Source organism: Exiguobacterium acetylicum, from assembly GCF_022170825.1.
GTDB lineage: Bacteria > Bacillota > Bacilli > Exiguobacteriales > Exiguobacteriaceae > Exiguobacterium_A > Exiguobacterium_A acetylicum_B.
In genome coordinates, this window is the sequence record NZ_CP081878.1 from 1,019,222 (window position 1) to 1,042,150 (window position 22,929).

Annotated in this window: 22 protein-coding genes; 11 read left to right on the forward strand and 11 right to left on the reverse strand. The window is 46.5% G+C overall.

The window, feature by feature from the left end; genetic code table 11:
- Positions 1 to 40: 40 nt before the first annotated feature.
- From K6T22_RS05225 to K6T22_RS05235, 3 genes are all read left to right on the forward strand, one after another.
- Positions 41 to 493 (forward strand): hypothetical protein, encoded by a 453-nt coding sequence (locus K6T22_RS05225; RefSeq protein WP_238239257.1) that lies wholly within the window; start codon positions 41 to 43, stop codon positions 491 to 493.
- Positions 494 to 699: 206 nt separating this feature from the next.
- Entirely contained in the window at positions 700 to 3,255 is a 2,556-nt protein-coding gene (locus K6T22_RS05230) for a sensor histidine kinase (protein WP_238239258.1), read from the forward strand.
- 181 nt (positions 3,256 to 3,436) lie between these two features.
- On the forward strand, positions 3,437 to 4,510 hold the full coding sequence (locus K6T22_RS05235) for an MFS transporter (RefSeq protein WP_283205711.1): 1,074 nt from the start codon (positions 3,437 to 3,439) through the stop codon (positions 4,508 to 4,510).
- Between the two features lie 52 nt (positions 4,511 to 4,562).
- Here the strand turns inward: K6T22_RS05235 and K6T22_RS05240 are convergent, their stop codons facing one another.
- From K6T22_RS05240 to K6T22_RS05265, 6 genes are all read right to left on the reverse strand, one after another.
- Complete coding sequence (locus tag K6T22_RS05240) at positions 4,563 to 5,735, reverse strand: MFS transporter (protein WP_238239260.1); 1,173 nt, start codon at positions 5,733 to 5,735, stop codon at positions 4,563 to 4,565.
- Between the two features lie 114 nt (positions 5,736 to 5,849).
- Positions 5,850 to 6,878, reverse strand: a complete 1,029-nt coding sequence (locus K6T22_RS05245) for an ABC transporter permease subunit (protein WP_238239261.1) — start codon at positions 6,876 to 6,878, stop codon at positions 5,850 to 5,852.
- On the reverse strand, positions 6,878 to 7,738 hold the full coding sequence (locus K6T22_RS05250) for an ABC transporter permease subunit (RefSeq protein ID WP_238239262.1): 861 nt from the start codon (positions 7,736 to 7,738) through the stop codon (positions 6,878 to 6,880). Before K6T22_RS05250 ends, K6T22_RS05245 begins: the two co-directional genes overlap by 1 nt.
- Positions 7,739 to 7,767: 29 nt before the next feature.
- The gene (locus K6T22_RS05255; protein WP_238239263.1) at positions 7,768 to 8,835 is read right to left on the reverse strand and encodes a DUF58 domain-containing protein; all 1,068 of its coding nucleotides are present in this window, start codon (positions 8,833 to 8,835) and stop codon (positions 7,768 to 7,770) included.
- A gap of 6 nt (positions 8,836 to 8,841) precedes the next feature.
- On the reverse strand, positions 8,842 to 9,765 hold the full coding sequence (locus K6T22_RS05260) for an AAA family ATPase (protein ID WP_238239264.1): 924 nt from the start codon (positions 9,763 to 9,765) through the stop codon (positions 8,842 to 8,844).
- A 17-nt stretch (positions 9,766 to 9,782) separates the two neighbouring features.
- Positions 9,783 to 10,472, reverse strand: a complete 690-nt coding sequence (locus K6T22_RS05265; RefSeq protein ID WP_238239265.1) for a hypothetical protein — start codon at positions 10,470 to 10,472, stop codon at positions 9,783 to 9,785.
- A gap of 215 nt (positions 10,473 to 10,687) precedes the next feature.
- Here K6T22_RS05265 and K6T22_RS05270 point away from each other — a divergent pair, with 215 nt between their 5' ends.
- Positions 10,688 to 11,302 (forward strand): NAD(P)-dependent oxidoreductase, encoded by a 615-nt coding sequence (locus K6T22_RS05270; RefSeq protein WP_238239267.1) that lies wholly within the window; start codon positions 10,688 to 10,690, stop codon positions 11,300 to 11,302.
- A gap of 47 nt (positions 11,303 to 11,349) precedes the next feature.
- On the opposite strand, the gene amyS is transcribed toward K6T22_RS05270, so the two are convergent.
- Entirely contained in the window at positions 11,350 to 12,873 is a 1,524-nt protein-coding gene (gene amyS / locus K6T22_RS05275; protein ID WP_425293152.1) for an alpha-amylase, read from the reverse strand.
- 355 nt (positions 12,874 to 13,228) lie between these two features.
- Here amyS and K6T22_RS05280 point away from each other — a divergent pair, with 355 nt between their 5' ends.
- Both K6T22_RS05280 and K6T22_RS05285 read left to right on the forward strand, forming a co-directional pair.
- Positions 13,229 to 14,053, forward strand: coding sequence for an endonuclease I family protein (locus tag K6T22_RS05280; RefSeq protein ID WP_238239268.1), 825 nt, complete (start codon positions 13,229 to 13,231; stop codon positions 14,051 to 14,053).
- Between the two features lie 155 nt (positions 14,054 to 14,208).
- On the forward strand, positions 14,209 to 14,793 hold the full coding sequence (locus K6T22_RS05285) for a YdcF family protein (protein WP_238239270.1): 585 nt from the start codon (positions 14,209 to 14,211) through the stop codon (positions 14,791 to 14,793).
- Between the two features lie 54 nt (positions 14,794 to 14,847).
- On the opposite strand, the gene K6T22_RS05290 is transcribed toward K6T22_RS05285, so the two are convergent.
- Positions 14,848 to 15,399 carry a hypothetical protein gene (locus K6T22_RS05290; protein WP_238239272.1) on the reverse strand — a complete coding sequence of 184 codons (552 nt, stop codon included), beginning with the start codon at positions 15,397 to 15,399 and terminating at the stop codon, positions 14,848 to 14,850.
- A gap of 133 nt (positions 15,400 to 15,532) precedes the next feature.
- Positions 15,533 to 15,706, reverse strand: a complete 174-nt coding sequence (ytzI, locus tag K6T22_RS05295; protein WP_023467656.1) for a YtzI protein — start codon at positions 15,704 to 15,706, stop codon at positions 15,533 to 15,535.
- A 126-nt stretch (positions 15,707 to 15,832) separates the two neighbouring features.
- Here ytzI and K6T22_RS05300 point away from each other — a divergent pair, with 126 nt between their 5' ends.
- Complete coding sequence (locus tag K6T22_RS05300; RefSeq protein WP_238239274.1) at positions 15,833 to 16,936, forward strand: PP2C family protein-serine/threonine phosphatase; 1,104 nt, start codon at positions 15,833 to 15,835, stop codon at positions 16,934 to 16,936.
- Positions 16,937 to 17,016: 80 nt separating this feature from the next.
- Here the strand turns inward: K6T22_RS05300 and K6T22_RS05305 are convergent, their stop codons facing one another.
- On the reverse strand, positions 17,017 to 17,952 hold the full coding sequence (locus K6T22_RS05305; RefSeq protein WP_238239276.1) for a magnesium transporter CorA family protein: 936 nt from the start codon (positions 17,950 to 17,952) through the stop codon (positions 17,017 to 17,019).
- A gap of 122 nt (positions 17,953 to 18,074) precedes the next feature.
- Between K6T22_RS05305 and K6T22_RS05310 the strand changes: the two genes are divergently transcribed.
- Positions 18,075 to 18,443 carry an Hpt domain-containing protein gene (locus K6T22_RS05310; RefSeq protein WP_023467659.1) on the forward strand — a complete coding sequence of 123 codons (369 nt, stop codon included), beginning with the start codon at positions 18,075 to 18,077 and terminating at the stop codon, positions 18,441 to 18,443.
- A gap of 46 nt (positions 18,444 to 18,489) precedes the next feature.
- Here K6T22_RS05310 and K6T22_RS05315 read toward each other — a convergent pair whose 3' ends face one another.
- On the reverse strand, positions 18,490 to 19,368 hold the full coding sequence (locus K6T22_RS05315; protein WP_238239278.1) for a chemotaxis protein CheV: 879 nt from the start codon (positions 19,366 to 19,368) through the stop codon (positions 18,490 to 18,492).
- Between the two features lie 218 nt (positions 19,369 to 19,586).
- On the opposite strand from K6T22_RS05315, the gene K6T22_RS05320 reads away from it, so the two are divergent.
- From K6T22_RS05320 to K6T22_RS05330, 3 genes are all read left to right on the forward strand, one after another.
- A complete protein-coding gene (locus tag K6T22_RS05320) occupies positions 19,587 to 21,026 on the forward strand; it encodes an NADP-dependent glyceraldehyde-3-phosphate dehydrogenase (protein WP_238239279.1) in 1,440 nt (479 codons plus the stop codon).
- A gap of 173 nt (positions 21,027 to 21,199) precedes the next feature.
- Entirely contained in the window at positions 21,200 to 22,171 is a 972-nt protein-coding gene (locus K6T22_RS05325; RefSeq protein ID WP_238239280.1) for an MBL fold metallo-hydrolase, read from the forward strand.
- Positions 22,171 to 22,929, forward strand: coding sequence for an SDR family NAD(P)-dependent oxidoreductase (locus tag K6T22_RS05330; RefSeq protein WP_238239281.1), 759 nt, complete (start codon positions 22,171 to 22,173; stop codon positions 22,927 to 22,929). The genes K6T22_RS05325 and K6T22_RS05330 overlap by 1 nt, the downstream gene beginning before the upstream one ends.

Sequence of the window (22,929 nt, forward strand, 5' to 3'; positions counted from 1 at the left end):
CAAGTTATCGTCATCATCCTATTCAGTTGGAGGGTTCATCATGTTCACACTAGCATTTTTGGGGGACGAGTTCGGAGACGAAAGCCTTCTCACGATTGCCCCGCTCTTCATCAGTGTTGTCTTTTTTCTGCTCATTGGGTTCTTTATCTACGCCTTGATTTCAAATGCGTCAAAGGGAATTTCAACGAAGTCAGTGACGACTCGATTGCGTGAGCATGCAGCGCGTCTTGTTAGTCCGGATGAATCGGATGCGCAGAATTACGTTGCTTACTTAGAAACGTTGACGAGCTTTCCAATCGAAAAGACGAATCTCGAACCGTTACGGATTGCGACCGGTATCTTAAGGCTGGTTCAGGGGACGGATCAGATTTCCGAAACGACTAAAAAACAAGTCGTCGCCCAGTACTTACGACTCGGCATCTTGGATGCGGATCATTTAGCGGACGAACAGCCCGTCCGGAGCCATAGTCATAGCCATCACCATCATCATTAAAAAGAGTCCTGAGGGGCTCTTTTTTTGTAGAAACGGTCGAATTTTGACATCTAATTGTCATATACAACGATTTAGATTAAAGTTGTATGAAAATGAAATCTTTTTGAGCAGAATACTGTGTATCGTCTGAAAAAAGTTTACAATGAATGGACGGGAATACCTTTATTGCTGGATATGGATAAAGGGAAAGGAGTTGAATTCCTCCAATGAAAACATGGCTTAATCGAACGATTGGACGTCAAATCATGTCCGCGTTTTATGTGATTTTTTTGACACTGCTCTTAACGACCGGTGGTGTATACCTATATACGAAACAACAGGTGGATGAATCACGACAAGAGTTGAAAATGTTAAATGAGCATCGCACTCGAGCGACCGATTTATATGAGTCTTGGCAAAGCATGCAATATGAAATGCGTGGATTCGTCTTACTTGGGGACGAAGAGATGCTAAAAGAAATCGAAAAAAAGAAGAACGGTATCAATCAACAGACGACCTGGTTTGAGCGGAACGCTCGTTTTCCAGAAGAACAACAGTATGCAACGGATGCACGGGAGCTTTATACTGCCTATACGCAACGGGTCATGCCAAGTCTCGTCAACTATGTCGCGGCAAAAAAAGATGGAAAGGTGACGGAACCATTTTTGAAGATGCCGACACTTGGTAAAGTCACGAAATCAAAAGCACTCGATCCAAAGCGGAAGTTCAACATCAAAACGAAAAGTGCAGCCGATATGAGTTCAAGTATCGTTGATATGGAGACGGTCTTTACGAAGTATCGCAATTCCTTAAATGATCAGGAGACGGCAGCACAAGAACGACTTGGTAAACAAGTCAACTCATCGCAAATTCTCGGAGCGGTCAACATTGCGATTCTCTTGTTGATCACACTTGTCTTCGTCCGACCGTTCGTCCGTCGCTTGACACGCCAGTTGCGTCAATTGAACCGCGAAAGTGGACGACTCGCTAATGGTGAGGATGCAACACCAATCGTCATTACGAACCGTCAAGATGAGATTGGTGAATTGACGACGACATTTAACCAGATGGCAGCCGCCATCTCGGGTCAAAAATACCAACTCGTCTCAAGTAATGATGAACTGCAAAGTCAGCAGGAAGAATTGATTGCCCAGCAAGAAGAACTGCAATCGCAACAGGAAGAACTCGAGGAAGCGCTCGATATCACGTTACGTAACGAGACGCATTTGCGTTATCGAAATGAGTTGACGGAGACGCTTGCTTCGCGTGAAACGTTGACGGCGTACCCAGCGATCATCGAAAAATTGATTACGATCACGGATGCTGAACTTGGGGCGATCGTTTTCTTAGAGCAAGATCGTTATACGGATATCGTCTCGTACGGAATGACAACAGCGCAAGAGCATCAGTTGTTGCATGCCTCGACATCGTTACTTGAACGCGCTCGCATGAACAAACGTGCTGTACGCTCGAGTAAACAAGTCGCAAGTCATCATCCACTTCCGTATCCGTACACGATGTATGAAATCGTCGTACCGGTCATGGACCCAGCGACAAATACGATGATTGCGAGTATCTATCTCGTTCGTTACCGAGATGCCTTCACGGAAGACCAGACGAACGAAATTTGGTCATTCTCTCGTCAATTAGCACTCTCCTTGCTACGGATGCGTGTCTTTGAGGAAGTCGAACGAGAGCGCGAAAAAACGTCAAAACTCCTCCACTCGATTCGAGAGGCTGTCATTTATATCGAAGGGGAAACGATCTTTGCGAACAAACCGTTGCTCGCGTTGTTCCATCACCCGGCACACGATCAAGTGGCAGATGAGGGACTGATGACGCTTGATGTTAAAATCGAAGAGCTAGCGGTGCAGGTCGATCAACACGAGGAGTTCCTCGCCTATATGGATCAGGTATGCAGTCAGGAAATTCCGACAGAAAGCTTATCGTTGTCCTTGAATAAAGAAGAACGATTCATTACGTTATATGCAGAAGAAATTCATTATGGCGGTTGTTTCCGCGGCACGATGCTTGTCTTACGTGACGTGACGGCAGAGACCGCAATCGACCGGATGAAATCGGAATTTGTCTCGACCGTATCACACGAATTGCGGACACCACTTGCGTCAATATACGGTTATACAGAATTGATGCTTGCACGAGACGTCCAGGAATCAAAACGTCAGCGGTATCTCGAAACGATTCATGCGGAAACCGAACGGTTGACGAATCTCGTCAATGACTTCTTAGACGTACAGCGGATGGAATCAAGTCAGCAACAATATGACTTTAAGCCGCTTGATTTGATAAAAGTCATTCAGGAGACGGTCGAGTTCCATACGGCTTCAGCAAAAGATCATGAGCTTGTCCTTGATTTCGAAGAAACGACGACAGGTCGGATTCATGCCGATGAACAAAAGATGCGCCAATTGTTCACGAATCTAATCAACAATGCGATCAAGTATTCGCCTGATGGTGGTCAGATCACGATTACGATGCGTCAAGTCGAAGATCGCGTCCAGTTGAAGATCGAAGACGAAGGCATTGGGATTCCGCGTCATGCGTTACCACAACTGTTCAGTAAGTTTTATCGTGTCGACAATTCCGATAGTCGAAAAATCGGCGGAACGGGTCTTGGTCTCGCGATTTGTCAAGAAATCGTTCGTTCACACGAAGGGATGATTCATGTCGAATCAACAGAAGGGGTCGGTTCGGCGTTTATCGTTGAACTGCCGATCGTCCAGTCTGTCGTCCCGGTTACGGAATCGGTTGATGAATGTTAATGTCAAAAGCGTCCTTTGGTTTTTTCAACCAAAGGGCGTTTTTTTGTTGGTTTCATCTACGAAACGGGAATCGAGTTATATAAAGAAGAAAGGAAGTGAGGAGATGCGGCGAAGCAGATGGCCTTGTTAAGTCCGGCGATCAATCATTCTTTGGATACTCATTGAAAGTAGTAGTGCGTTCATTCCGGCTTATGTGATTGAGCGGTTCTACTGGGAAGCACGCGGTATGAGTATTGCCGACGTCGTCATTGCTGAGATCGTTTTTGCTTGGGTGATGTTAATTTGTGAGGTGCCGTTTGGTCTATTATCGGATCGATGGGGCAGAAAACCATTCATTTTAGCTGGGTTCGTGTGCGAGTGGTTATCGTTCACGGTGCTGCTTGAAGCATACTCACTAGCTGCTTTCCTTTTAGCGATGGTACTTGCCGGAATTGGTGGCGCAGCACTCAGTGGAGCGCTTGAAGCCCACGTCTATGAAACATTGCGGATGCATAGAATAGAGGAGCGTTTTGAGACAGTGTGGCGAATGCTCTCAATTAGTGGTTTGCTTACGGCGGGACTTGCAGCACTTGTCGGTAGTTATGCTGTCCGATTCGTCGACTTGATCTGGCATTATCAAGTATCCTGGTGGGTCTTACTCGGAACGGTGCTGTTGACGTTTTCTTTGAAAGAAGCTCCTCGGGTAACGGGTGACGAGTCTCGCCCGCTTCTGACGTTGCTCAAAGGATTGTCAATCCGGCGCGTATATGTTCGAGTCCTTTGTCTCGTCCTGTTGTACGGGGCAACGATTGATTTCGTCGATGAGTTTTGGCAACTTTATTTGCGTGACCAGTCGATACCGATGATCTATATGGGGCTCGTCTTCGTGTTGTTTCAAATCATGCAGGCAATCGGTGCGTCCATGTCACAGTTTCAGTCACCTGTCGGATGGGCGATGCTCTATATCGTGTGCCTTGTTGGATTGTCGGTGGCGTCACCACTCATCAGCATCGGGTTACTCGGTCTGTTGTACTTGTGTTACGGATGGGCGGAGCCATATGTGACGACAATCATTCAAGAGGTAGCACCAGAAAATGGACGCGCAACGTTTGCGTCGCTGATCTCGGTCATCGAACGTGTATCTGTTCTTGGGACCGGAATGTTATTTGTCCTGATCGAACGTACTTTCTCGCTTCAGATGACGTATGCTGCACTAGGGTTCGTCGCGCTTATGTTTCTCATAATGTATGATATGACGCGAACGCGTCGGAACTGAATCAAAAAGAAGGACAAAGGTGCGGGTGACCTTTGTCCTTCTTGCGTAATGATTACGATACTTGTTGTTGTGTTACGATTGAACGTTTTAATAACTGGCGAGCTGGTTGCCACATCAACAAGGAGAGGAAACCTGCAAGCGCATAGACGAGTTCGATCGCAAACAGATCAGCGAGCCAGCCGAACAATAAACTGCCGAGACAGAAACAGAGTGCATAAACGGTTTGTTGCACGCTGTAGACATACGGTAACCGTTCGAGTGATGTCGTCGTTTGCAACAACGTATTCAGCTCGATCGCCCGGACTTGACTGGCGAAGCCTTGGAATAGGCAGGCGATCACGGCAAGCGTGACGATTGGAGCGAAGGCGAACAAGAAGGTCGCAGCAATCGAGAAGCCGATGCTGCGATAAAGCAACGAGCGCGTTCCGCGACGACGTAACATCAAGTAACTGCCGGCAATCATACTCAGCAGATAAAAGGCGTTTAGAATACCCCACCAGCGTTCTGATAACTGGAAATGGGTATCAATGTAGACGAGGAACAATGCAGAAATCCAGGCGGTACTGACGAATGCATCGATTCCGACGAGGTACGTGTTGGCTTTCGCGAAAGGATGCGATCGTGTATAGCGAATACTCGACCGGAAGGAGACGTCTTCTCCTTCCATCGAAGGGTCGGATAGAGAGCGGACGCTTCGATAGAACAGATAGCTGATGAGACTGGCACCTAAAAACAGGCCTGCTGAGACGGACAAGACGGAAAGTGGTGATAACAGACTGACGAGAATGGCACCGAGCGGCCACATGATGAGCTGAATCACTTGATTCGAACCTTGTACGAGACTGTTAGCTTTCTGGACGTCCTGACATAGTCGAGGGATGAAAGCACTCTCGATCGGACGAGCAAATCCGTCGAAGAAGGCGATACAACCAACGAGCGCAAGAACGAGTGGTAGTGGTAAATCAAGTCCCCAGATGATGCCTAATAGAATCGTCTTGAGGAGTTGACTACTAAACAACAAAGATGCGTGTGGGACTCGTTGAGCGACTTTAGCGAATAAGAAGCCGCTTCCTGTCATCCCTGCTGTGACGAGAACAGGAAACAGGGCAGCGAGACTCGCTTGCCCTGTCGTTTGATAAATCATCGCGATCAGGGAGACGATATAGAGCGCATCTCCCGCATTCGCAATCCATTGACTGACCAATAAAAGCGTAAACCGGTTCATTCTGAATGACCTCCATATCGTACGTATTTAGTTAGGAGTGAGAATTCAGAATGATTTACATCGGACGCCCTCATTTCATGTTTTTTTCTAGTGTAAGAGGAAAAAAATGGATTGTCAATCAGAATCGCGATGAGTTTTCAGTGCAACGGGTGTAAAGGGATCAACCATCGACGTCGCGGCTGCTTCGTCTTGAGCACGGGATGCCGATAGCGTGATTGGTTTTAGTTGCTGGCGGAAGCGGAAGGCTCGTTCAAGTCGACTCATGAATAGATTGCTGAAAAAGACGACTAATGCTAGTCCAATGAGCGGAACGAGGAACATATGATTGAGCCAAGACGTCGCCGAAAACTGGTTGAAGTAATAGCCGAACATCGACGACCATTCAAAAATCGTTGGAGCAGTTCCTACATGTAAATTAACTGTTCCGGCAAAGAAAATATCAAAGAGTGATAAGTGAACGAGTAACATCAACGTTTGGATGAACTGTTGCATGAAAACGATTGTCAACGTGGGAACAAGATGTGGCCAAATGTGACGTCTGAACCGATGCCATGGACTGCCACCAAGCGTCTGGGCAACAATCATGAATTCTTGACTAAGCAACTGACGGGTCTCAGCAATCAGATAAAGCGATAAAGCAGGAAGACCGAGCAAAATCAAGATAGTTAATTCAAACGACACGCGGTCGAATAACGATGGAATCGCAGTCGAATCAAAGAACGTGAGTGATGGAAGCAAAATTAACAAAGCGACAAGAGAGAGCGGTAAGACTAAAAATCCATCAAGAACAAGTTTTAAGTATCGATTGACGCGAGCACTTCGGAAAGCTAACGGAATCGCAATAATTAGCGAAAGAAGCATTCGACCGAGAGCGACAATCATACAAATACCGACCGTCCATTTGAACCCTTCGATCATCAATTGAAAGAGATCATAGCCGGATCGATCCGTACCAAGCCATTGATCACTTGAAGGTTCTAAAGGAGACGTTGCAAGAAACGTACCGTCTTCAGCATACCGGTTCGAGATTTGATCGACTTGACCGTCACGGAAAATCGTATTTCCAAAACTAAGGAGTAGTAAACCGGTGAGTAAAAATAAACATAGCCAGAAGACAGGATCTCGCATCAAGGTGCGGCGCATCAAATCCCTCCTTTCCAGGCGTTCGGAATCAGCCATTCCGCCAACAAATCAATAACAAAAATCGGTAAATAGATGAGGAACAAGATGACCATCAAAATCGGCATTTGTCCATTATAAAAGACGAATCGGAACATGCCTTGTACTTCGAACGTGTACTCAATGATCACTAAGCTCGATAAAACGGTAATGATGTTTGCTCGGAAAAACAGATAAAATCGATAAATCATCGTCGGGATTAAGTGTTTCCAGAAAAGAGCGGCAGGACGAATGCCTTTTGCCCGTGCTAGTTCTAGGAATGGGGCGGCTTCTTGTTCAAGTACTTGAGTCGTCAACCATTTGATGAAGAAGAACAGTGTTGTCAACGTTAGCGTAAGAATCGGTAAAAAACGAATGTACTCAGCATAGGATCCCGCAATTTCAATTTTGTCATACCCGGTCGTTTTAAACAGATAGAGGACAAGGAATTGTGAAAGAATGATCCAGAACAAGTCCGGAACCATCTCAAGCGTTCGTGTCGTCTGCTTCAGCATCATGCGCGTTTTTCTGCCACTTCGATAAAACAAATAAACGTATAAAATCGCACACACAGCGGAGACCAGCATAGCTGTCGTGAAGATGATCAACGTCTCTTTAATAAAAGGACTGATGGTAGGAAGCAACAAGAATTCTTTTTGAGCGGTCACGTTGAAATAGGTAATTTCATCAAGTTTCGTTAATTGAGCAAATTGCTGCTTGAGACCTTCCCAGTAGCTTGCTGGATTGAATTTCATTTGGGCGACGAGCGCCGGAAGGGCGCTGATCGCAATCAAGACAAAAAATGCCACGATGAGCTGCATCGATTTTCGGGCGATAAATACCATGAAATGAGAAACTCCTTTCTTTTGGATCCTCAACCGATGGCGAGGATCCGGTCATTCCCAATCTGGATCAACTGACTATTCATATGCTTACGGCGAAGCACGTAGCGTTCGAACTGTTGTGTCGCGATGAACGAATCACGCGTCGAGACCGTCGAGAGGGTCATTAAAACATGTTTTAATTGTGGTTGTCCTTCTTGTAACGAAAGATGCGTCATCCGGTTCGCTCCGTCGAGTCGATTGAGGAATAGTTCGATCTTGCAGCCTTCCTTAATTAATTCGCTGATCAAGAATGCTGCTTGTTCGATGAATGTCTCGAATTGTTGATGGAGCCCGTAGCCGCTTGGTGCCGATAAATTCAAGGCAATCGTAAACGTGTCCTGATTACTCGTTTCGAACACTTTTGCCTGCAACCGACCGGTCTTCGCCGTCGCATACCAATCAATCTCTTTTGACGGTTCCGCTGTATAAGGTTTTGCGCCAAGCTGAACGAGTTTGTTCTTAAGCGGTGAGTACCGGTCTGGTCGGTCGCCGATTCGTAAACGTTGCAAAAGCAAGGGCGTTGCTTGCGCCGTCAAGGATGGTAAGACCGTAAATGACGGGTACGTATCGAACGTAAAAAGATAGACCCCCATCTTCCATGGCAGACGAATCGTCAAGATGATCTCATCGAATTCAGCCGGTCCACGGCGAACGGTCTGAATCGGGATCGACACGTCATCTTCCGAGTCGATCACTGCATGAAATGTTGCTGGGTGAAGCGGGTCCATCTCTGGGAAGATGACACCACCATCCGTATGCAATCGAAGCGTCGCTTCGAGTCCAAGCTGACTTAAAGATTCGACACCGAAGACTTGTAAGTGGAGCGATGTCTGTTCTTGGTTGAACATCAACGATTCATAATGTTTCCATTCGATTGCCACGTCCCGTCGGAGCTGTTTTTCTGTTCGACCGACGACGAAATGAATCGTCGCCAATACTGCGAACAAAAAACCGAGGACGGAAAGACTCGGAATGAATAAGAAGATAAACGTCAACGTAACGTAAAGGGGAAATAACCGACGCTCTAGCCAAAATGGAACGGAACGTTCAATTTGCATGACGTATCACCCCATCTCGACCGGAACTGGCACATCATCGAGAATATGTGTTAACACAGCAGCCTTCGTCGTCTTGATCCCGCCTTCGAGTGTCAGTGTCAGGCGGTGGGAGAGGACGTGCTTTGCGAGATGTTTAATGTCTTCCGGGATAATGAAATCGCGCTGGTTCAAGAAAGCATAGCTTTGGGAAGCACGGAGCAACGCAATCGCGCCACGCGGACTAACCCCAACTTCAACGAGTTCATGATTTCGTGTCGCTTGGACGATATGGAGTAGATAATCGAGTACGTCTTGCGAGGCGTGGACACGACGTGCCTCTTCCTGCCAGGAAATCAAGTCGCCGCCTGACGCGATCCCGACAGCTGACCGACGGACATTCGTTAAAATCTCAGACAACAAGCGGCGTTCGTTCTCGAAGTCCGGATAACCAACTTCGATTGCGACCATGAACCGGTCGAGTTGGGCATCAGGTAGCGGGAACGTTCCTGCTGACTCAATCGGGTTTTGTGTCGCGATGACGAAGAATGGGGCTGGCATCTGATACGTTGTACCGCCGATTGAGACTTGGCGTTCTTCCATTGCTTCGAGCAATGCCGATTGTGTCCGGGGAACGGCACGGTTGATCTCATCGATCAAGACGACGTTTGCGAACAATGGACCGCGTTTATTTTCGAACTCTTGCGTTTTTAAGTTGAAGAAGTCCGAACCGATGACGTCTGATGGGAGAAGGTCCGCTGTGAATTGAATCCGGGAGAAGGCGCTCTCGAAGCTTTGAGCGAGTGCTTTCGCGAGCATCGTTTTTCCTGTTCCCGGTACGTCTTCAAGAAGAATGTGTCCTTCAGCGATAAGTGCCGTTAGACAGAGATCGATGACGTCTGGTTTACCGAGATAGATGGAATTGAGTTGGTCTTTTAATTGTTGTAGTTTCATAGGAAATCCCTCCAAGTTTAAAGTGATGAGTAGCGTGCTAATTGTTGTTCGAAGCGTAGAATCTCATCGTCCGTGACGATTGTTTCTGACATGTCACCATATCGAATATTTCGGTACAACTGAAAATCGACAGGGACCTCAATCCGACGTAACCAGTCTTCCAGTGTCTCGTTCGGGCGACGCTGCTGACTGTGTGGTAAGTGTTGCTCAAAACGGATGACGAGATCGCGGACACGTGAAGACGAATAAGATGAATACAGATAAGGTGATTTTCTTAAAGAAGCAGGGCGAAAGATTGATTGAGCTACTGGAACGTCATCCGTTAATTCTCCTGTAGACCTACGCCGTTTTTTCACGCGACGCGACTGAACAAGTTTCCAGACCATGAGACTAAATAAGGTGATTAAAATGATGTATTGCAGATAAGAAAATGGGGAGTCAGACGCATCCGCTTTGAGGGATTTCCAGAGCTCCTTTGGACCAGGTCGTGGATCAATCGGTTCAAATGGCATCTTGCCTCTCGTGTTAGAAGGTGAGTGACCTTCTTTAAAAGTGATTTCGCCGTTTGCATCAGCCTCTGCCATCGAAGGCTTTTTAGAAGGATCCGGCATGATGTAATGCGTATAAATATACGTCGCGGTAGTTTGAAACAAAAATAGTCCAATCAAAATGACACCAAGCGACATGATTAAGCGTTGCCGTAACACACATATTCCTCCTCTCCGTCTGTAAAAAGGAATAAGAGAATGACAATTCGATTAATTAAGGAAAAAATATCCATATGTACTTAGGAAGATTTTAGCATACACGCTTAACAAATAAAAACAATTTTCTGAAAATAAAGACAAAGTGAGACGATTCATTTTCAAGCACTGAGGGTATGATTGAATCAGTGGATCTTGAAAGGGAAAGGGTGTTTTGTATGAAGTTGATTATTTTTGGAGCAACTGGTCAAACTGGACAAGAACTCGTCAAGCAGGCAATCGATCACGGACATGAGGTCACGGCATTCGTCCGGAGTCCGGAAAAACTAACGCTACGCGACGAACGGTTACATGTCGTCAAAGGAGATGTTCTCAATCAAGAAGAAGTGACGGCTGCAGTTGCCGGACAAGATGCTGTATTGACAGCGCTTGGTACGGAGAGTCTTGCATATAATGGTTTTTTGGAGCGGAGTCTCGTCCGAATCGTAACAGCGATGAAAAAGCAGGGGGTAGGGCGGATTGGTTACGTCGCTTCTGCCGGCGTCGATGATGAGTTGCCTGGCGTGCAAGGCATGCTTGCCCAGCGCATTCTGAAGAACCCGCTAAAAGATCACCGTCAAGCGATTGCGCTCCTCCAGCAAGCAGACGTCAACTATACAGTGGCACGTCCATTACGTTTACTAAATGGTCCGTTGACTGGACTTTATCGTCAAGCGGACGTAGGCGTACCGGAAGATGCGAAACAAATCAATCGAGCGGATGTAGCACATTTCCTCTTACAAGCGATTGAGACTGAAGAGCATATCAAATCGAGTGTTGGACTAGCTGAATGATGAAGAAAGGTCTCTCCCGTATATGCGGAAGAGACCTTTTTAAGTGTTTATTGTTGACGATAGACGGAAACCGAACCACCGTTGACGAAGAATTGACCGTAGCCATCTTGGTTGATCGTGACTGATGCTGTATTGTTACCAGTGATGTCTGTCCAGACTTCTCCTTTGTTCTGAAGACCGACGTACATCCATTTGCTACCGCCAGGACCGTCTGAGAGGATTGTCGCAAGTCCGGATTTCGCACGATCGGAGACACCTTCTCGTGTCCAACCGATGACATCTTGATTATCGAGATAATCGTTTTGTTTTCCGAACGCGAAGTCTTTCCGTGCTTTGAGCAATGGATCAATTTTCGAAGAAAGTGCTGGAATTTCGCGGTTCGACGTGCCTTTTGTTCCATAATAATCGCCGTAGAAGACAGACGGATATCCTTGTTCACGTGTCAGGATCATCGCGTAGGCGAGTGGTTTGAACCACGATTGAACTGTTGATTCAAGCGATTGTCCAGGTTGCGAGTCATGGTTTTCAACGAGTGTGACGGCTTGGACTGGATTACTCTTAACGAGAGTCCCGTCAAAGATTGTCCGCATGTCGTAGTATCCGCCACCTTTACTTGCCTGTTCGAATTTATAATGAAGCGGAGCATCAAAGACGGATTGTTGATAATTCGTCCGACTTAAGTAGTTTTGTAATGTCCCGAGATCGTTTTGCCAGTATTCAGCGACCGTGAATAACGGTTTACCGGTCGTCTGACGAACATTCGCGAGCCAGTCCGCTATATACCCATGTTTGATATGTTTAACGGCATCGAGACGGAACCCATCAAGACCGAGTTCATTGACGTACCACTTGCCCCAGTTCTTCATTTCTTGTTGAACTTCTGGGTGATCAAAATCGAGATCGGCATACATTAAGTAATCGTAGTTGCCGTTTTCAGTTGAGACGTCTGTATCCCATGCTTTTCCGGTACCGCGGAACTTATAGATCGCACTTTTTGAACGCGATTGATCCCAGTCCGTACCGTCGAAGTGGTACCATTTCCATTTGAAGTTCGAGTAGAGATTATTTCGTGCTGCAAAGTTGAAGCCTGTCCATGCTTGGATTTGATAGTCACCAGAGACTTCCTGGTTACGGTTGCCTGGATTGACTTCGACTGCCGTCACGGCTTCCGTGAAATCAGCACCACCCTTATGGTTCATGACGACATCACCATAGACGTCGATACCTGCTGTATGCAATTGACCGATGGCTGTCTTTAATTGTGCCTTTGTTCCGTACTTCGTGCGGACCGTTCCTTTTTGGTTGAACTCACCTAAATCATACAGGTCATAGGCGCCGTAGCCGACGTCATTTTGCGAGGTACCCTTGTAAGCGGGGGGAATCCAGACTGATGTGATCCCGAGCTGATCGAGCTTTGTTGCGTCACTCCCGAGACGGTTCCAATGATTGCCGTCATTTGGGACGTACCATTCGAAGTACTGCATCATCGTGCCGTTATCGGCCGTTGCACCGACTGCAATCGGTTGCGCAAGTGGCGCTAAAAAAGCAGCAGATGCGACGGTTGCTAAAATCCATCCTTTTTGTTTCACGTAAAGACCTCCTCATGATTAGTGAAAGCGCTTGCATCATTTATTATAGTGAAGTCTTGAAGAGAAGGAATATCGTCCCGGATTCTTATTTGTCAGTCTCTTTTGTTCATGACTTTTGACCCTAGAATATTTCGTTCGCGGAAATATTTTATTGATATTGACGTCTTGGATGAAAAAAATCAGGACCATCTAACCGTTGCCTTTCGATGAATAATCTGAATGACCGCTCAACATCAAAATAGCAGGTCTATCGTCCATCTTCCACCATGAATGGATTCGATGTGAAAATGAGCGTGTAACAACTGCTTTCATACATACCATTCGAGGGGGAACACACATGAACTGGAAGTCAAAGGTCACAGGTGCGCTTGCCGCTACACTTGCGCTCGGGTCAATCGTCTTTACACCGGTCACAGCAAAAACAGTCGATCCGAAACAAGTTTCGGCAGGTCCACAGATGGTCACATCGCAATCGACAATCGATGCGTACTATTTACCAGCAGCAGGGAAAACAGGGGCAGCGTTGAAGGCATCGCTGCACGATATCATCGACAACCATACACAAGTATCATACGATACGGTGTGGACAGCACTGAAGGAAACGGATCAAGATCCAAACAATGCGAACAACGTCATTGAATTGTACACGGGGAAATCAATCTCGAAGAGCAGTAACGGTGGGAACGTCGGTCAATGGAACCGCGAACATGTCTGGGCAAAATCACACGGTGATTTTGGAACGACGAATGGACCAGGAACAGACTTGCATCACTTGCGCCCAGAAGACGTTGTCGTCAACAGTGCACGTGGCAACCTCGATTTCGACAATGGTGGAACGAAGTATAGTGGATGCGATTGCTACCGCGATGGTGATTCGTGGGAACCACCGAACCGTGTCAAAGGTGACATCGCGCGGATGATCTTCTACATGGCTGTTCGTTATGAAGGTGGCGGAGAAATCGACCTCGAAGCTTCGGAAAACGTCAATAATGGAACGAACCCACTGCATGGAAAACTGTCAACGCTGAAGGCATGGAACAAACTCGATCCAGTCGATAGTTTCGAGATGCGTCGCAACGATATCATCTTCGAGAAATGGCAAAAAAACCGGAATCCGTTCATCGATCATCCGGAATACGTAACATCAATTTGGGGAAATTGATGACTGAACAGTAAATAGGAAAATGCGATGTTCTCAAATAAGAGAAGATCGCATTTTTTAGATAGAAGCCAAAAGAGTCGCAGTACTGAAACTTTTTGAAAGAAACATTCGTACAGCATATCGTAAACCATTTTTTAGCAGAAAGGTCGTACGGTATGATCAAACGCACGTTTAACAAACGAAACATCAAATGGATAGTTGGTAGTGGACTCGTCGCTTGTGTCGCATTCTGGTACAGTGTTGGGATTTTTGTAAGCAGAGGAGAGCGACCACTTGCTGACGGTACGTCACCGTATGTCATTGTCCTCGGTGCAGGTGTCAAAGGAGAAAAACCGTCGCAAATCTTACATAACCGGATTCAGGCAGCTGCGACATATGGGAAACAACATCCGGATGTTCGCTTTATTTTGAGCGGTGGGCAAGGACCGGATGAAGATATTTCTGAAGCAGAGGCGATGCGACGTGGGATGGTGGCTTCTGGTATAGACGAGGAACGATTGATTCTTGAGTCGAGTTCGACATCAACGACAGAAAATCTACAGTTCTCAAAAAACTTGTTGCCAAAGGATGTACGTCACGTCTCGATCGTCACTTCGGACTTTCATCTGTACCGCGCTCGAAAAGAGGCACTTCAACTCAATCTACAGACGGATGCGATTCCAGCTGAGACACCACTGTCTGGCGTCCTCCGCTTCGGGATGCGCGAACGCGTCGCGATCGTTGTACAATTTTTACGCTAAAAAACCCCGACGTGTCGAACACGTCAGGGTGATTTAAGAAGTGCACTGGAGTGATTAGATGCCTTCGCCTTTATGCTTTTCCTCAGAAGATTGAGAGTCATTTGCTTGTTGATTAGAAGCATCATGCTCAGCTGGTGGTTCTTCTTTGCCGAGTGCTACATCCTTCGCTTCGACGACTTTATTGCTGATGGCATTTAAGTCACCTTTCGTCTCATTTACAGTGTCTTTCACTGTCGAAGCATCTGATTTCACTGTTTCTAGTTCTGTGTTTACTTTGTCGTAGACGTTCTGAACGTCAGATGCGACTTCTTGAATGATGCTTGAAGCACTCTTCACTTGATTGATGACTTGTGACGCTTTGCCTGACGGATCTTCTTTGATGGAAGACGCGAGCGTTGAAACGGAATCCTTCGCACCACGTAAGCTCTGTTTCGTATTTTGGCGGGACGAAGAACTAAGTAGTGTCAATAGACCGCCAACAAGGGCACCGAGCAACATCCCTGTGACGAGATTGACTTGACGACCTGATGATTCTTCTTGATCGAACTGACGATTCGGATGTTCTGCGTGCGTTGCGTGTGGATCATGTTGAAGTTTCGGTTCCATGATGAACACTCCCTTGAGATAGTATTTAACCATGATATGGATATACCCTTGTGACCGAATAAAAAACATCTAAAAAAAACATGTATTTGAAATGAACTAAAAAAGACCATCGTGATATGATGGTCTAAGAGGTTCATTTGTTGGATGAATCATCATCATTTTCGTGACGAAGTTTTCGGTTGATTTCATCATAATCGATTTCGATATCATCTTTGTTGCCTTTGTAGCCATATCCTTTTGAAATGACGATGATCGAGGCGACCAAGACGAATACGATGATGAGAATGGAGACGACATATAACCACATAGTCCACTCCTCCTTTCGTTCACTTTCTAGTATGACGGAAAACGCAGCTTCCGTCTAAACGAAATTGTAGGTTGTGTGCTAAACTGATGTCAGATAAACATGTTAAACGGAACGAGGTGACGGCGGATGAGTATTTTGGTCGTAGATGACGAATTGACGAATTTAATGCTTTTAGAGCGATTGTTAGAAAATGAAGGCTATGACGTCGTCAAAGCGATGAGTGGGGAAGAAGCGATTGAATTGATGGAGGATCCATTATTCATCGAACAGTTGGACGTCGTTCTACTCGATGTCGAAATGCCGGGGATTAGCGGAATCGAAGCAACACGTTTGATTCGAAAACGGTTTGGTCTTGATGAATTGCCGATTTTGATCGTCTCCGGGCGATCCAATGAAGAAGATATCGTTGATGGACTTAACGCAGGAGCATCGGATTATACGACGAAACCGATCCGGAAAACGGAATTGCTCGCGCGAGTTCGTAACGCGATCGGTCTGAAGCAAGCAATCGATGCGCGAAAACGATATGAAAAAGTATTACAGGAAGACTTTGATTTAGCACAAAAATTACAACAGAGTGTGCTGAGTGCCAATATCGAGGATGATGAGATCCGGATCATGGCGACGTATATCCCGTCTAAGAAACTAGCGGGAGACATGTATGCCTGGTATCGCATCTCTCAGAATAAATACGGCATCATCCTGTTCGATGTCATGGGGCATGGTGTCTCTTCTGCCTTGATCACGATGGGAATGAGTTCGATCTTGTTCGAACTCGTACACCGGATTGGTGATCCGGCTCAAGTCCTTGAAGAGTTGAATCAACAGATGAGCCGATTGTTCCCGGGAGACGAGACGGAAATTTATTTCACTGCCGTTTACCTCTACATCGACTTAGATGAGATGAAACTCAGCTATGCCAACGCAGGGCATCCACCTGGTTTGTTGCGAATGAGTGATCAAATCATTCCCCTTGAGAATACGGGACTTCCTGTCGGTATGTTTGAAGACTCGACGTATACGAGCAAGACGATCGACATCGTCTCACCAGGATGCGTTTACTTATATACGGACGGTTTCATGGAACTTTACAGTAAAGGCATTGATGAAGGGATCCACGCGATTCAAAATCTGATTGAACAACAAGGACCAAATATCCATCAGTTGATTCAACCGGATCAGAGTGATGAAGCGGATGATCTTTGTCTTGTGACAGTCGAGATTAACTAATATGTATACAAAAAGACTCAGCGATGAACAAGTCATCGCTGAGTCTTTTTTGAGTCATACACGTTCTGAATTTACTTGGACTAGAAGAACCTTCTCCGCCATAAGATAAACGCAGCAAGACCGGAGAAGAAAATCATCATACTGAGAACAATCCAAAAGCCGATAGCTTCGCCCTCCCACGGAATTCGGACGTTCATCCCGAACATACCGGAAATCATCGTCGGGATTGAGATGACGATCGTAATCGAAGCAAGAAACTTCATGACGAAGTTGACATTGTTCGAGATGACGGAACCGAATGTATCCATCGTCGAACTGATGATATCTTTATAGATTTGTGCCATTTCCATTGCTTGGCGATGTTCGACGAAGACGTCTTCGAGTAAGTCCTCATCGTCTTCGTGTTTCTCAAGACTTGGTGTCTTGATAATCCGGTCGAGTACACCGTCGTTCGATTTCAAGGACGTCATGAAATAAACTAATGACTTCTGAAGGTTCATTAATTGAAAGATTTCTTGATTTCGCATCGAACGTTGTAGTTCTTCCTCAAGTTCGTCCATGCGACGATCGATTTGACGCAAGAAACGTAAATACGAAGAACTGACTTTGTAGAGAATCTGGAATACGAAACGCGATCGATAATTCGTTCGGAATCCACGTAACTTACCACTCGAGAACAACGTCAACACGTCGAGCTGTTGCGAACAAACCGTAATGAAATGACGAGATGTCACGATGATACCGAGCGGAATCGTATTATAACGGCGTCCTGATGATTCTTCTTCGATGTAGGGAACGTCGACGATCATCAGTAAGCCTTCTTCATCTTTTTCAAAACGTGGTTTTTCTTCCACGTCCAAAGGATCATAAATGAAATCCTCTGGAATTTTCGTAGCAGCGATGACTTGGTCGGCTTCATCTTTTGTCGGATTGACAAGATGGATCCAGGAACCTTTCGTGAACTCCTGTATCTCGTTGACTGCCCCGGTGACATCGCTTCGATAAATCGTCAACATATTGTCTATCCCTCCTGCTCTTCACTGTCTCATTATAGAAATAGAAGCGACGGTGTGTAAATGATTCTCCGATTTTTTTTTACGAAGATTAGTGATAAGATGAAAACAGAGGAGGGGAAGACATGCCTTTTTTTAATGCTAAAAAGCTCGAAGAACTTCAATCGATCGCAGGTGGGGACCATGCGTTTCTCCAAAAAATCGGAGAGACGTACATCGCACAATTCGATCGAAAGTTTCCTGAACTAAAAGATGCCGTCGCGAAACAAGATGCTGAGCAAACTGAGAAGCTCGCTCACTTGTTAAAAGGTGCTTCCTATTCCGTTGCTGCCGATGATTTAGCTGATGATTTCGAACTGCTTGAAAAAGAAGCAGAATCCGGTTCGATGACTGGAACCCAAGAAATCGTCGATCGGATTGAGCAATGCATGGTAGAATTCCGTGTCGTCTGGCTCGATGTCTTTACTGGAAAAAATCTTGACGCGTTGCGTTGAGCAATCGAATAGATCAAAAAAGCCGACATGCTGTCGGCTTTTTTTCTTATAAGACGTATGAATCGACTGTTTCGATCAGTCGACCGATTTCCGGTTTTGTGATTTGAGCGTTGACACCGACGGATTCACCTTTATGGCGTAAATCGTCTGAAATCAATGATGAGAAGACGATGATCGGTAACTCCCCATAACGGTCGTCTTCGCGAAGACGTTTCGTCAGATGAAGTCCGTCCATCTTCGGCATTTCGATATCCGTGATCAGGAGATCACAGTTACTGCCTTGTTCGAAGGCGTCAAAGGCTTCTTTTCCGTTGATGAACCATTTCAGACCATGATAGCCGGCTTCTTCAAGTGTTTCGATGATCAACGTTCGCAGCATTTCCGAGTCTTCCGCGATCCAGATGATTTTATCGGACCGATCACGGGACTGGACGCGTCGTCCTTCTTCGCGGGCAAAGATATCTTTTCGAGAGAGCTCAAGGGCGATTTTTTCGTAATCGAGTAAGATGATCATCTTGTCGCCAGTTTTGACGACACCATTCGTTAGTCCCTCGATCCCGCGAGCGAGTTCGTTTGGTGTATCGATCTGCTCCCACGAGATACGGCGAATTTCTGTTACGGAATCGACACGCAGGACGCTCTTTTCTCCATTAAATTCACAGATAATCAGACGATCCTCGGTTGCTTCGTCATGGGGAACGCCGATGACTGTCGGCAAATCAATTACCGTCATGACCTCACCGCGGAGTTCGATTAATCCTTTGACAGCATCCGGTGTACCCGGGAGTGGTGTCATCGGGAGCGGAACGATGATTTCCCGGACTTTCATGACGTTGATACCAAACGTATACGGACCGCAATGGAAGATGACGATCTCGAGTTCGTTCGTGCCGGCTTCTAATAAAATATCGTGCTGATTGTACATGTAGTTATGCCCCTTTCCATTACCTTCACTTCACTTCTGACTAGTTATCGGCATACTCCGCTAAAAATTCTAGTTCTGAAATGACAAAAAAAGTGTTGTAATCGCTTTCATAATATGTTAAGCAAAAAGTTTGGCATTTGTCTGACCAATTGATTACAATAAGCTATGCAGCCACACACTGAAATGAGAGAGATAAAAATAAATGGAGGTAGAGTGGAATGACTACAGCAACAACCTACACATTTTTACTAGATGGACAATGGCATGAGAGTGAATCAAAAGAGACGATTGAAATCTCTTCACCATATAAAGAGGATCTTGTTGGTCGCGTTCAAGCGATGACAAAACCAGAAGTCGACCGTGCCATCGCTTCAGCGAAAGCGGCGCAAGCAGAGTGGGTAAAACAACCGGCAAACAAACGAGCTGAGTTGCTTCACGCTTGGGCGACGGAGCTTGAGAAACGTGCAGACGAAATCGGTGAAGTCATCATGCGTGAAGTCGGTAAAGGGCGTGCAGATGGCGTTAAAGAAGTCAAACGGACAGCCGAAATCATCCGTTATACAGCGGAAGAAGGACTTCGTTTTGACGGTCAGATGATGCAAGGGGATTCGTTCCCAGGCGGTAGCGCGAAAAAAATCGCAGTCATCAAAAAAGCACCGCTCGGCGTCGTGCTTGCGATTTCACCATTCAACTACCCAGTCAACTTGGCAGCAGCGAAACTCGCACCTGCACTCATGACAGGGAATGCGGTCGTCTTCAAACCAGCAACACAAGGTTCAATCAGCGGAATCTTGATGGTTGAAGCACTCGTCGCAGCAGGTCTTCCAGCTGGACTCGTCAACATCGTCACAGGTCGTGGATCGGTCATCGGTGACTACTTGACGGCTCACCCTGGAATCAACATGATCACATTCACAGGTGGTACAGGAACAGGGCAACACTTATCGCGTCAATCTGCAATGATTCCACTTGTCCTTGAGCTTGGTGGAAAAGACCCAGCACTCGTCCTTGAAGATGCAAACTTGTCGCTTGCTGCAGATCATATCGTTAGCGGTGCGTTCTCGTACTCAGGTCAACGTTGTACAGCAATCAAACGTGTCTTCGTCCTCGATCATCAAGCGGATGCATTGATTGAAGAACTTAACACACGGATCGCGAAATTGACTGTCGGTTCGCCAGAACAAGACAGTGTCGTCGTACCATTGATCGATACGAAATCAGCGGACTTCGTCGAAGGCTTGATTACGGACGCAACAGACAAAGGTGCAACGCTCGTCACAGGTGGCGGACGTACAGCAAACTTGATCGAACCAACACTTCTTGACAATGTGACACGCGACATGCGCGTCGCTTGGGAAGAACCATTCGGACCAGTCCTTCCGATTATCCGTGTTAACTCGGTTGACGAGATGATTGCGTACGCGAACGAATCAGAGTACGGTCTTCAAGCAAGTGTCTTCACGGAAAACATCGATGCAGCATTTGCGGTAGCGGATGCCCTTGAAACAGGTTCTGTTCAAATCAATGGTCGGACGGAACGTGGTCCTGACCACTTCCCATTCATCGGTGTGAAATCATCGGGTCTCGGCGTACAAGGTGTCGGACGAAGCCTCGCTTCGATGACACGCGATAAATTAACAGTTCTTAACTTAAAATAAGTTCCGAACCGACCTTTCAATCTGCGGAAAGGTCGGTTTTTTGTGCATCCGTTTCTAAAGCGCTAACGTAAGCTAGACAACAAATATCATTCGTTGACGCACAAAGTTTGGCGCTATAGCTTCATTCTCTCTATAATGAAAGAAAATGGACGAGAGAAAAGAGGCGTGTAGGCATGACTGTATCAGACGAAATCATTTCGATTCCGATTCCAACACCATTTCCGGTAGGAGACGTGAACTGCTACGTATTACGAACAGAAGGGGAGAACATCCTCATTGATTGTGGACCCGATACACTGGAAGCGTGGCAAGCGATGCAGCGAACCTTGGCACGACATGATCTTCAAGTCGAGGATTTAGATCGTGTCATCGTGACGCATCACCATGCAGATCATGCTGGGATGGCGCATCGTTTTTCAGAGAAAGGCATTCCTGTCTATGGACATGCGCGTTTACGCCCGTATTTGGAGCAAGATGAGACATTCTTAAACAATGGAGATGCGTTCTTGCGTCGCTTGGCGACATCGTTTGGTGTTCCGGTAGCCATTCAAGAGATGTTACCGAGTTATCAATCTGCCTTAAAATGGCTTGGGAAAGGTCAGCTCGATTTCACATTACAAGAAGGGGACGCCATCACACCATCTGGGCGATACCGTGTCATCGAACTACCGGGACATGCAAGTGACCAAATCGGTATTTTAAGTGACGATGGTGTGTTGTTCGCAGCCGATCATCTACTCGACCGGGTCGAACCGAACCCGTTGCTCGAACAACCGCAACCAGGGGATGATACGCTCGTGAAGCGACCTGTTCTTGCGTACCTCGACTCCTTAGAAAAATTACAAGGTGAACACATTCGAATCGCCTATACCGGACACGGTGCTCCGATTCGCGATGTTGCGGCGCTCGTCGAAGAACGGTTGATGCAACGTAAAGCGCGTGGTGATCAACTGTTGAAGTATTTTTCAGGAGAGCATACGTTATTCGAATTAGCACAAGTGACGTACGGAAACCGATTAAAAAAATCATTCCCACTCGTCATGAGTGAGATGAAGGCACGCCTTGATACGCTTGTCGCACGTGGGACGATAACGGTTGAGAAACGATCAGGTATCTTCTACTATTCGAAAACGGAGGAAATCTAATGCAACTCATCAATCGGACGATCGTCATCACAGGAGCTTCCAGTGGACTTGGTGAAGCGTTAGCCCGTACCTTACACAAGGAAGGAGCAAACCTGATCTTAGTCGCACGACGGGAGGAACGGTTACAAACGCTCGCGTCTGAACTTCAAGCAGACTATTTTGTCTACGACTTGGAAGATGCGCCGGAAACACTCGCACAAACACTAGCTGATCGGTATGGTCGAATCGATATTTTGATTAACAATGCAGGGTTCGGGGAATTCAGTTTCCTAGACGATACTTCAATTGAGACGATCGAGTCGATGCACCGAATCAATGTTTTAAGTCCGGTCCGTTTGACGAAAGCCTGCCTACCTTTACTGAAAGAAGGTGGCATGATCGTCAACGTCGCGAGTCAGGCGGGGAAGTTGCCGACACCGAAATCAACAATCTACTGCATGACGAAAGCGGCAATGTTGCAGTTTTCGAATGCGCTACGTCTCGAGTTATGCCCTAAAGGCATCCATGTCATGACCGTCAATCCAGGTCCGATCGCAACGGAATTTTTCGTCCGTGCGGATGTTGACCGAAAGTATGAGCAAAATGTCGCCTCAATCGTCTTATCAAAAGAACGGCTTGCTCAGACCGTCGTCCGAGCGATGGAACGCCAAAAGCGAGAGGTCAACGCACCATGGTGGATGGAGCTGTCAGCAAAAGGATACGGCGTCATGCCGCGACTCATCGAGTGGTTAGGCAAATCAGGTTTTGATAAAAAGTGA

Coding starts and splice junctions, on each gene's coding strand:
- K6T22_RS05225 (WP_238239257.1), top strand. CDS start 41: ATGTTCACACTAGCATTTTTGGGGGACGAGTTCGGAGACGAAAGCCTT.
- K6T22_RS05230 (WP_238239258.1), top strand. CDS start 700: ATGAAAACATGGCTTAATCGAACGATTGGACGTCAAATCATGTCCGCG.
- K6T22_RS05240 (WP_238239260.1), bottom strand. CDS start 5,735: ATGAACCGGTTTACGCTTTTATTGGTCAGTCAATGGATTGCGAATGCG.
- K6T22_RS05245 (WP_238239261.1), bottom strand. CDS start 6,878: ATGCGCCGCACCTTGATGCGAGATCCTGTCTTCTGGCTATGTTTATTT.
- K6T22_RS05250 (WP_238239262.1), bottom strand. CDS start 7,738: ATGGTATTTATCGCCCGAAAATCGATGCAGCTCATCGTGGCATTTTTT.
- K6T22_RS05255 (WP_238239263.1), bottom strand. CDS start 8,835: ATGCAAATTGAACGTTCCGTTCCATTTTGGCTAGAGCGTCGGTTATTT.
- K6T22_RS05260 (WP_238239264.1), bottom strand. CDS start 9,765: ATGAAACTACAACAATTAAAAGACCAACTCAATTCCATCTATCTCGGT.
- K6T22_RS05270 (WP_238239267.1), top strand. CDS start 10,688: ATGAAGTTGATTATTTTTGGAGCAACTGGTCAAACTGGACAAGAACTC.
- K6T22_RS05280 (WP_238239268.1), top strand. CDS start 13,229: ATGAACTGGAAGTCAAAGGTCACAGGTGCGCTTGCCGCTACACTTGCG.
- K6T22_RS05285 (WP_238239270.1), top strand. CDS start 14,209: ATGATCAAACGCACGTTTAACAAACGAAACATCAAATGGATAGTTGGT.
- K6T22_RS05290 (WP_238239272.1), bottom strand. CDS start 15,399: ATGGAACCGAAACTTCAACATGATCCACACGCAACGCACGCAGAACAT.
- ytzI (WP_023467656.1), bottom strand. CDS start 15,706: ATGTGGTTATATGTCGTCTCCATTCTCATCATCGTATTCGTCTTGGTC.
- K6T22_RS05300 (WP_238239274.1), top strand. CDS start 15,833: ATGAGTATTTTGGTCGTAGATGACGAATTGACGAATTTAATGCTTTTA.
- K6T22_RS05305 (WP_238239276.1), bottom strand. CDS start 17,952: ATGTTGACGATTTATCGAAGCGATGTCACCGGGGCAGTCAACGAGATA.
- K6T22_RS05310 (WP_023467659.1), top strand. CDS start 18,075: ATGCCTTTTTTTAATGCTAAAAAGCTCGAAGAACTTCAATCGATCGCA.
- K6T22_RS05315 (WP_238239278.1), bottom strand. CDS start 19,368: ATGTACAATCAGCACGATATTTTATTAGAAGCCGGCACGAACGAACTC.
- K6T22_RS05320 (WP_238239279.1), top strand. CDS start 19,587: ATGACTACAGCAACAACCTACACATTTTTACTAGATGGACAATGGCAT.
- K6T22_RS05325 (WP_238239280.1), top strand. CDS start 21,200: ATGACTGTATCAGACGAAATCATTTCGATTCCGATTCCAACACCATTT.
- K6T22_RS05330 (WP_238239281.1), top strand. CDS start 22,171: ATGCAACTCATCAATCGGACGATCGTCATCACAGGAGCTTCCAGTGGA.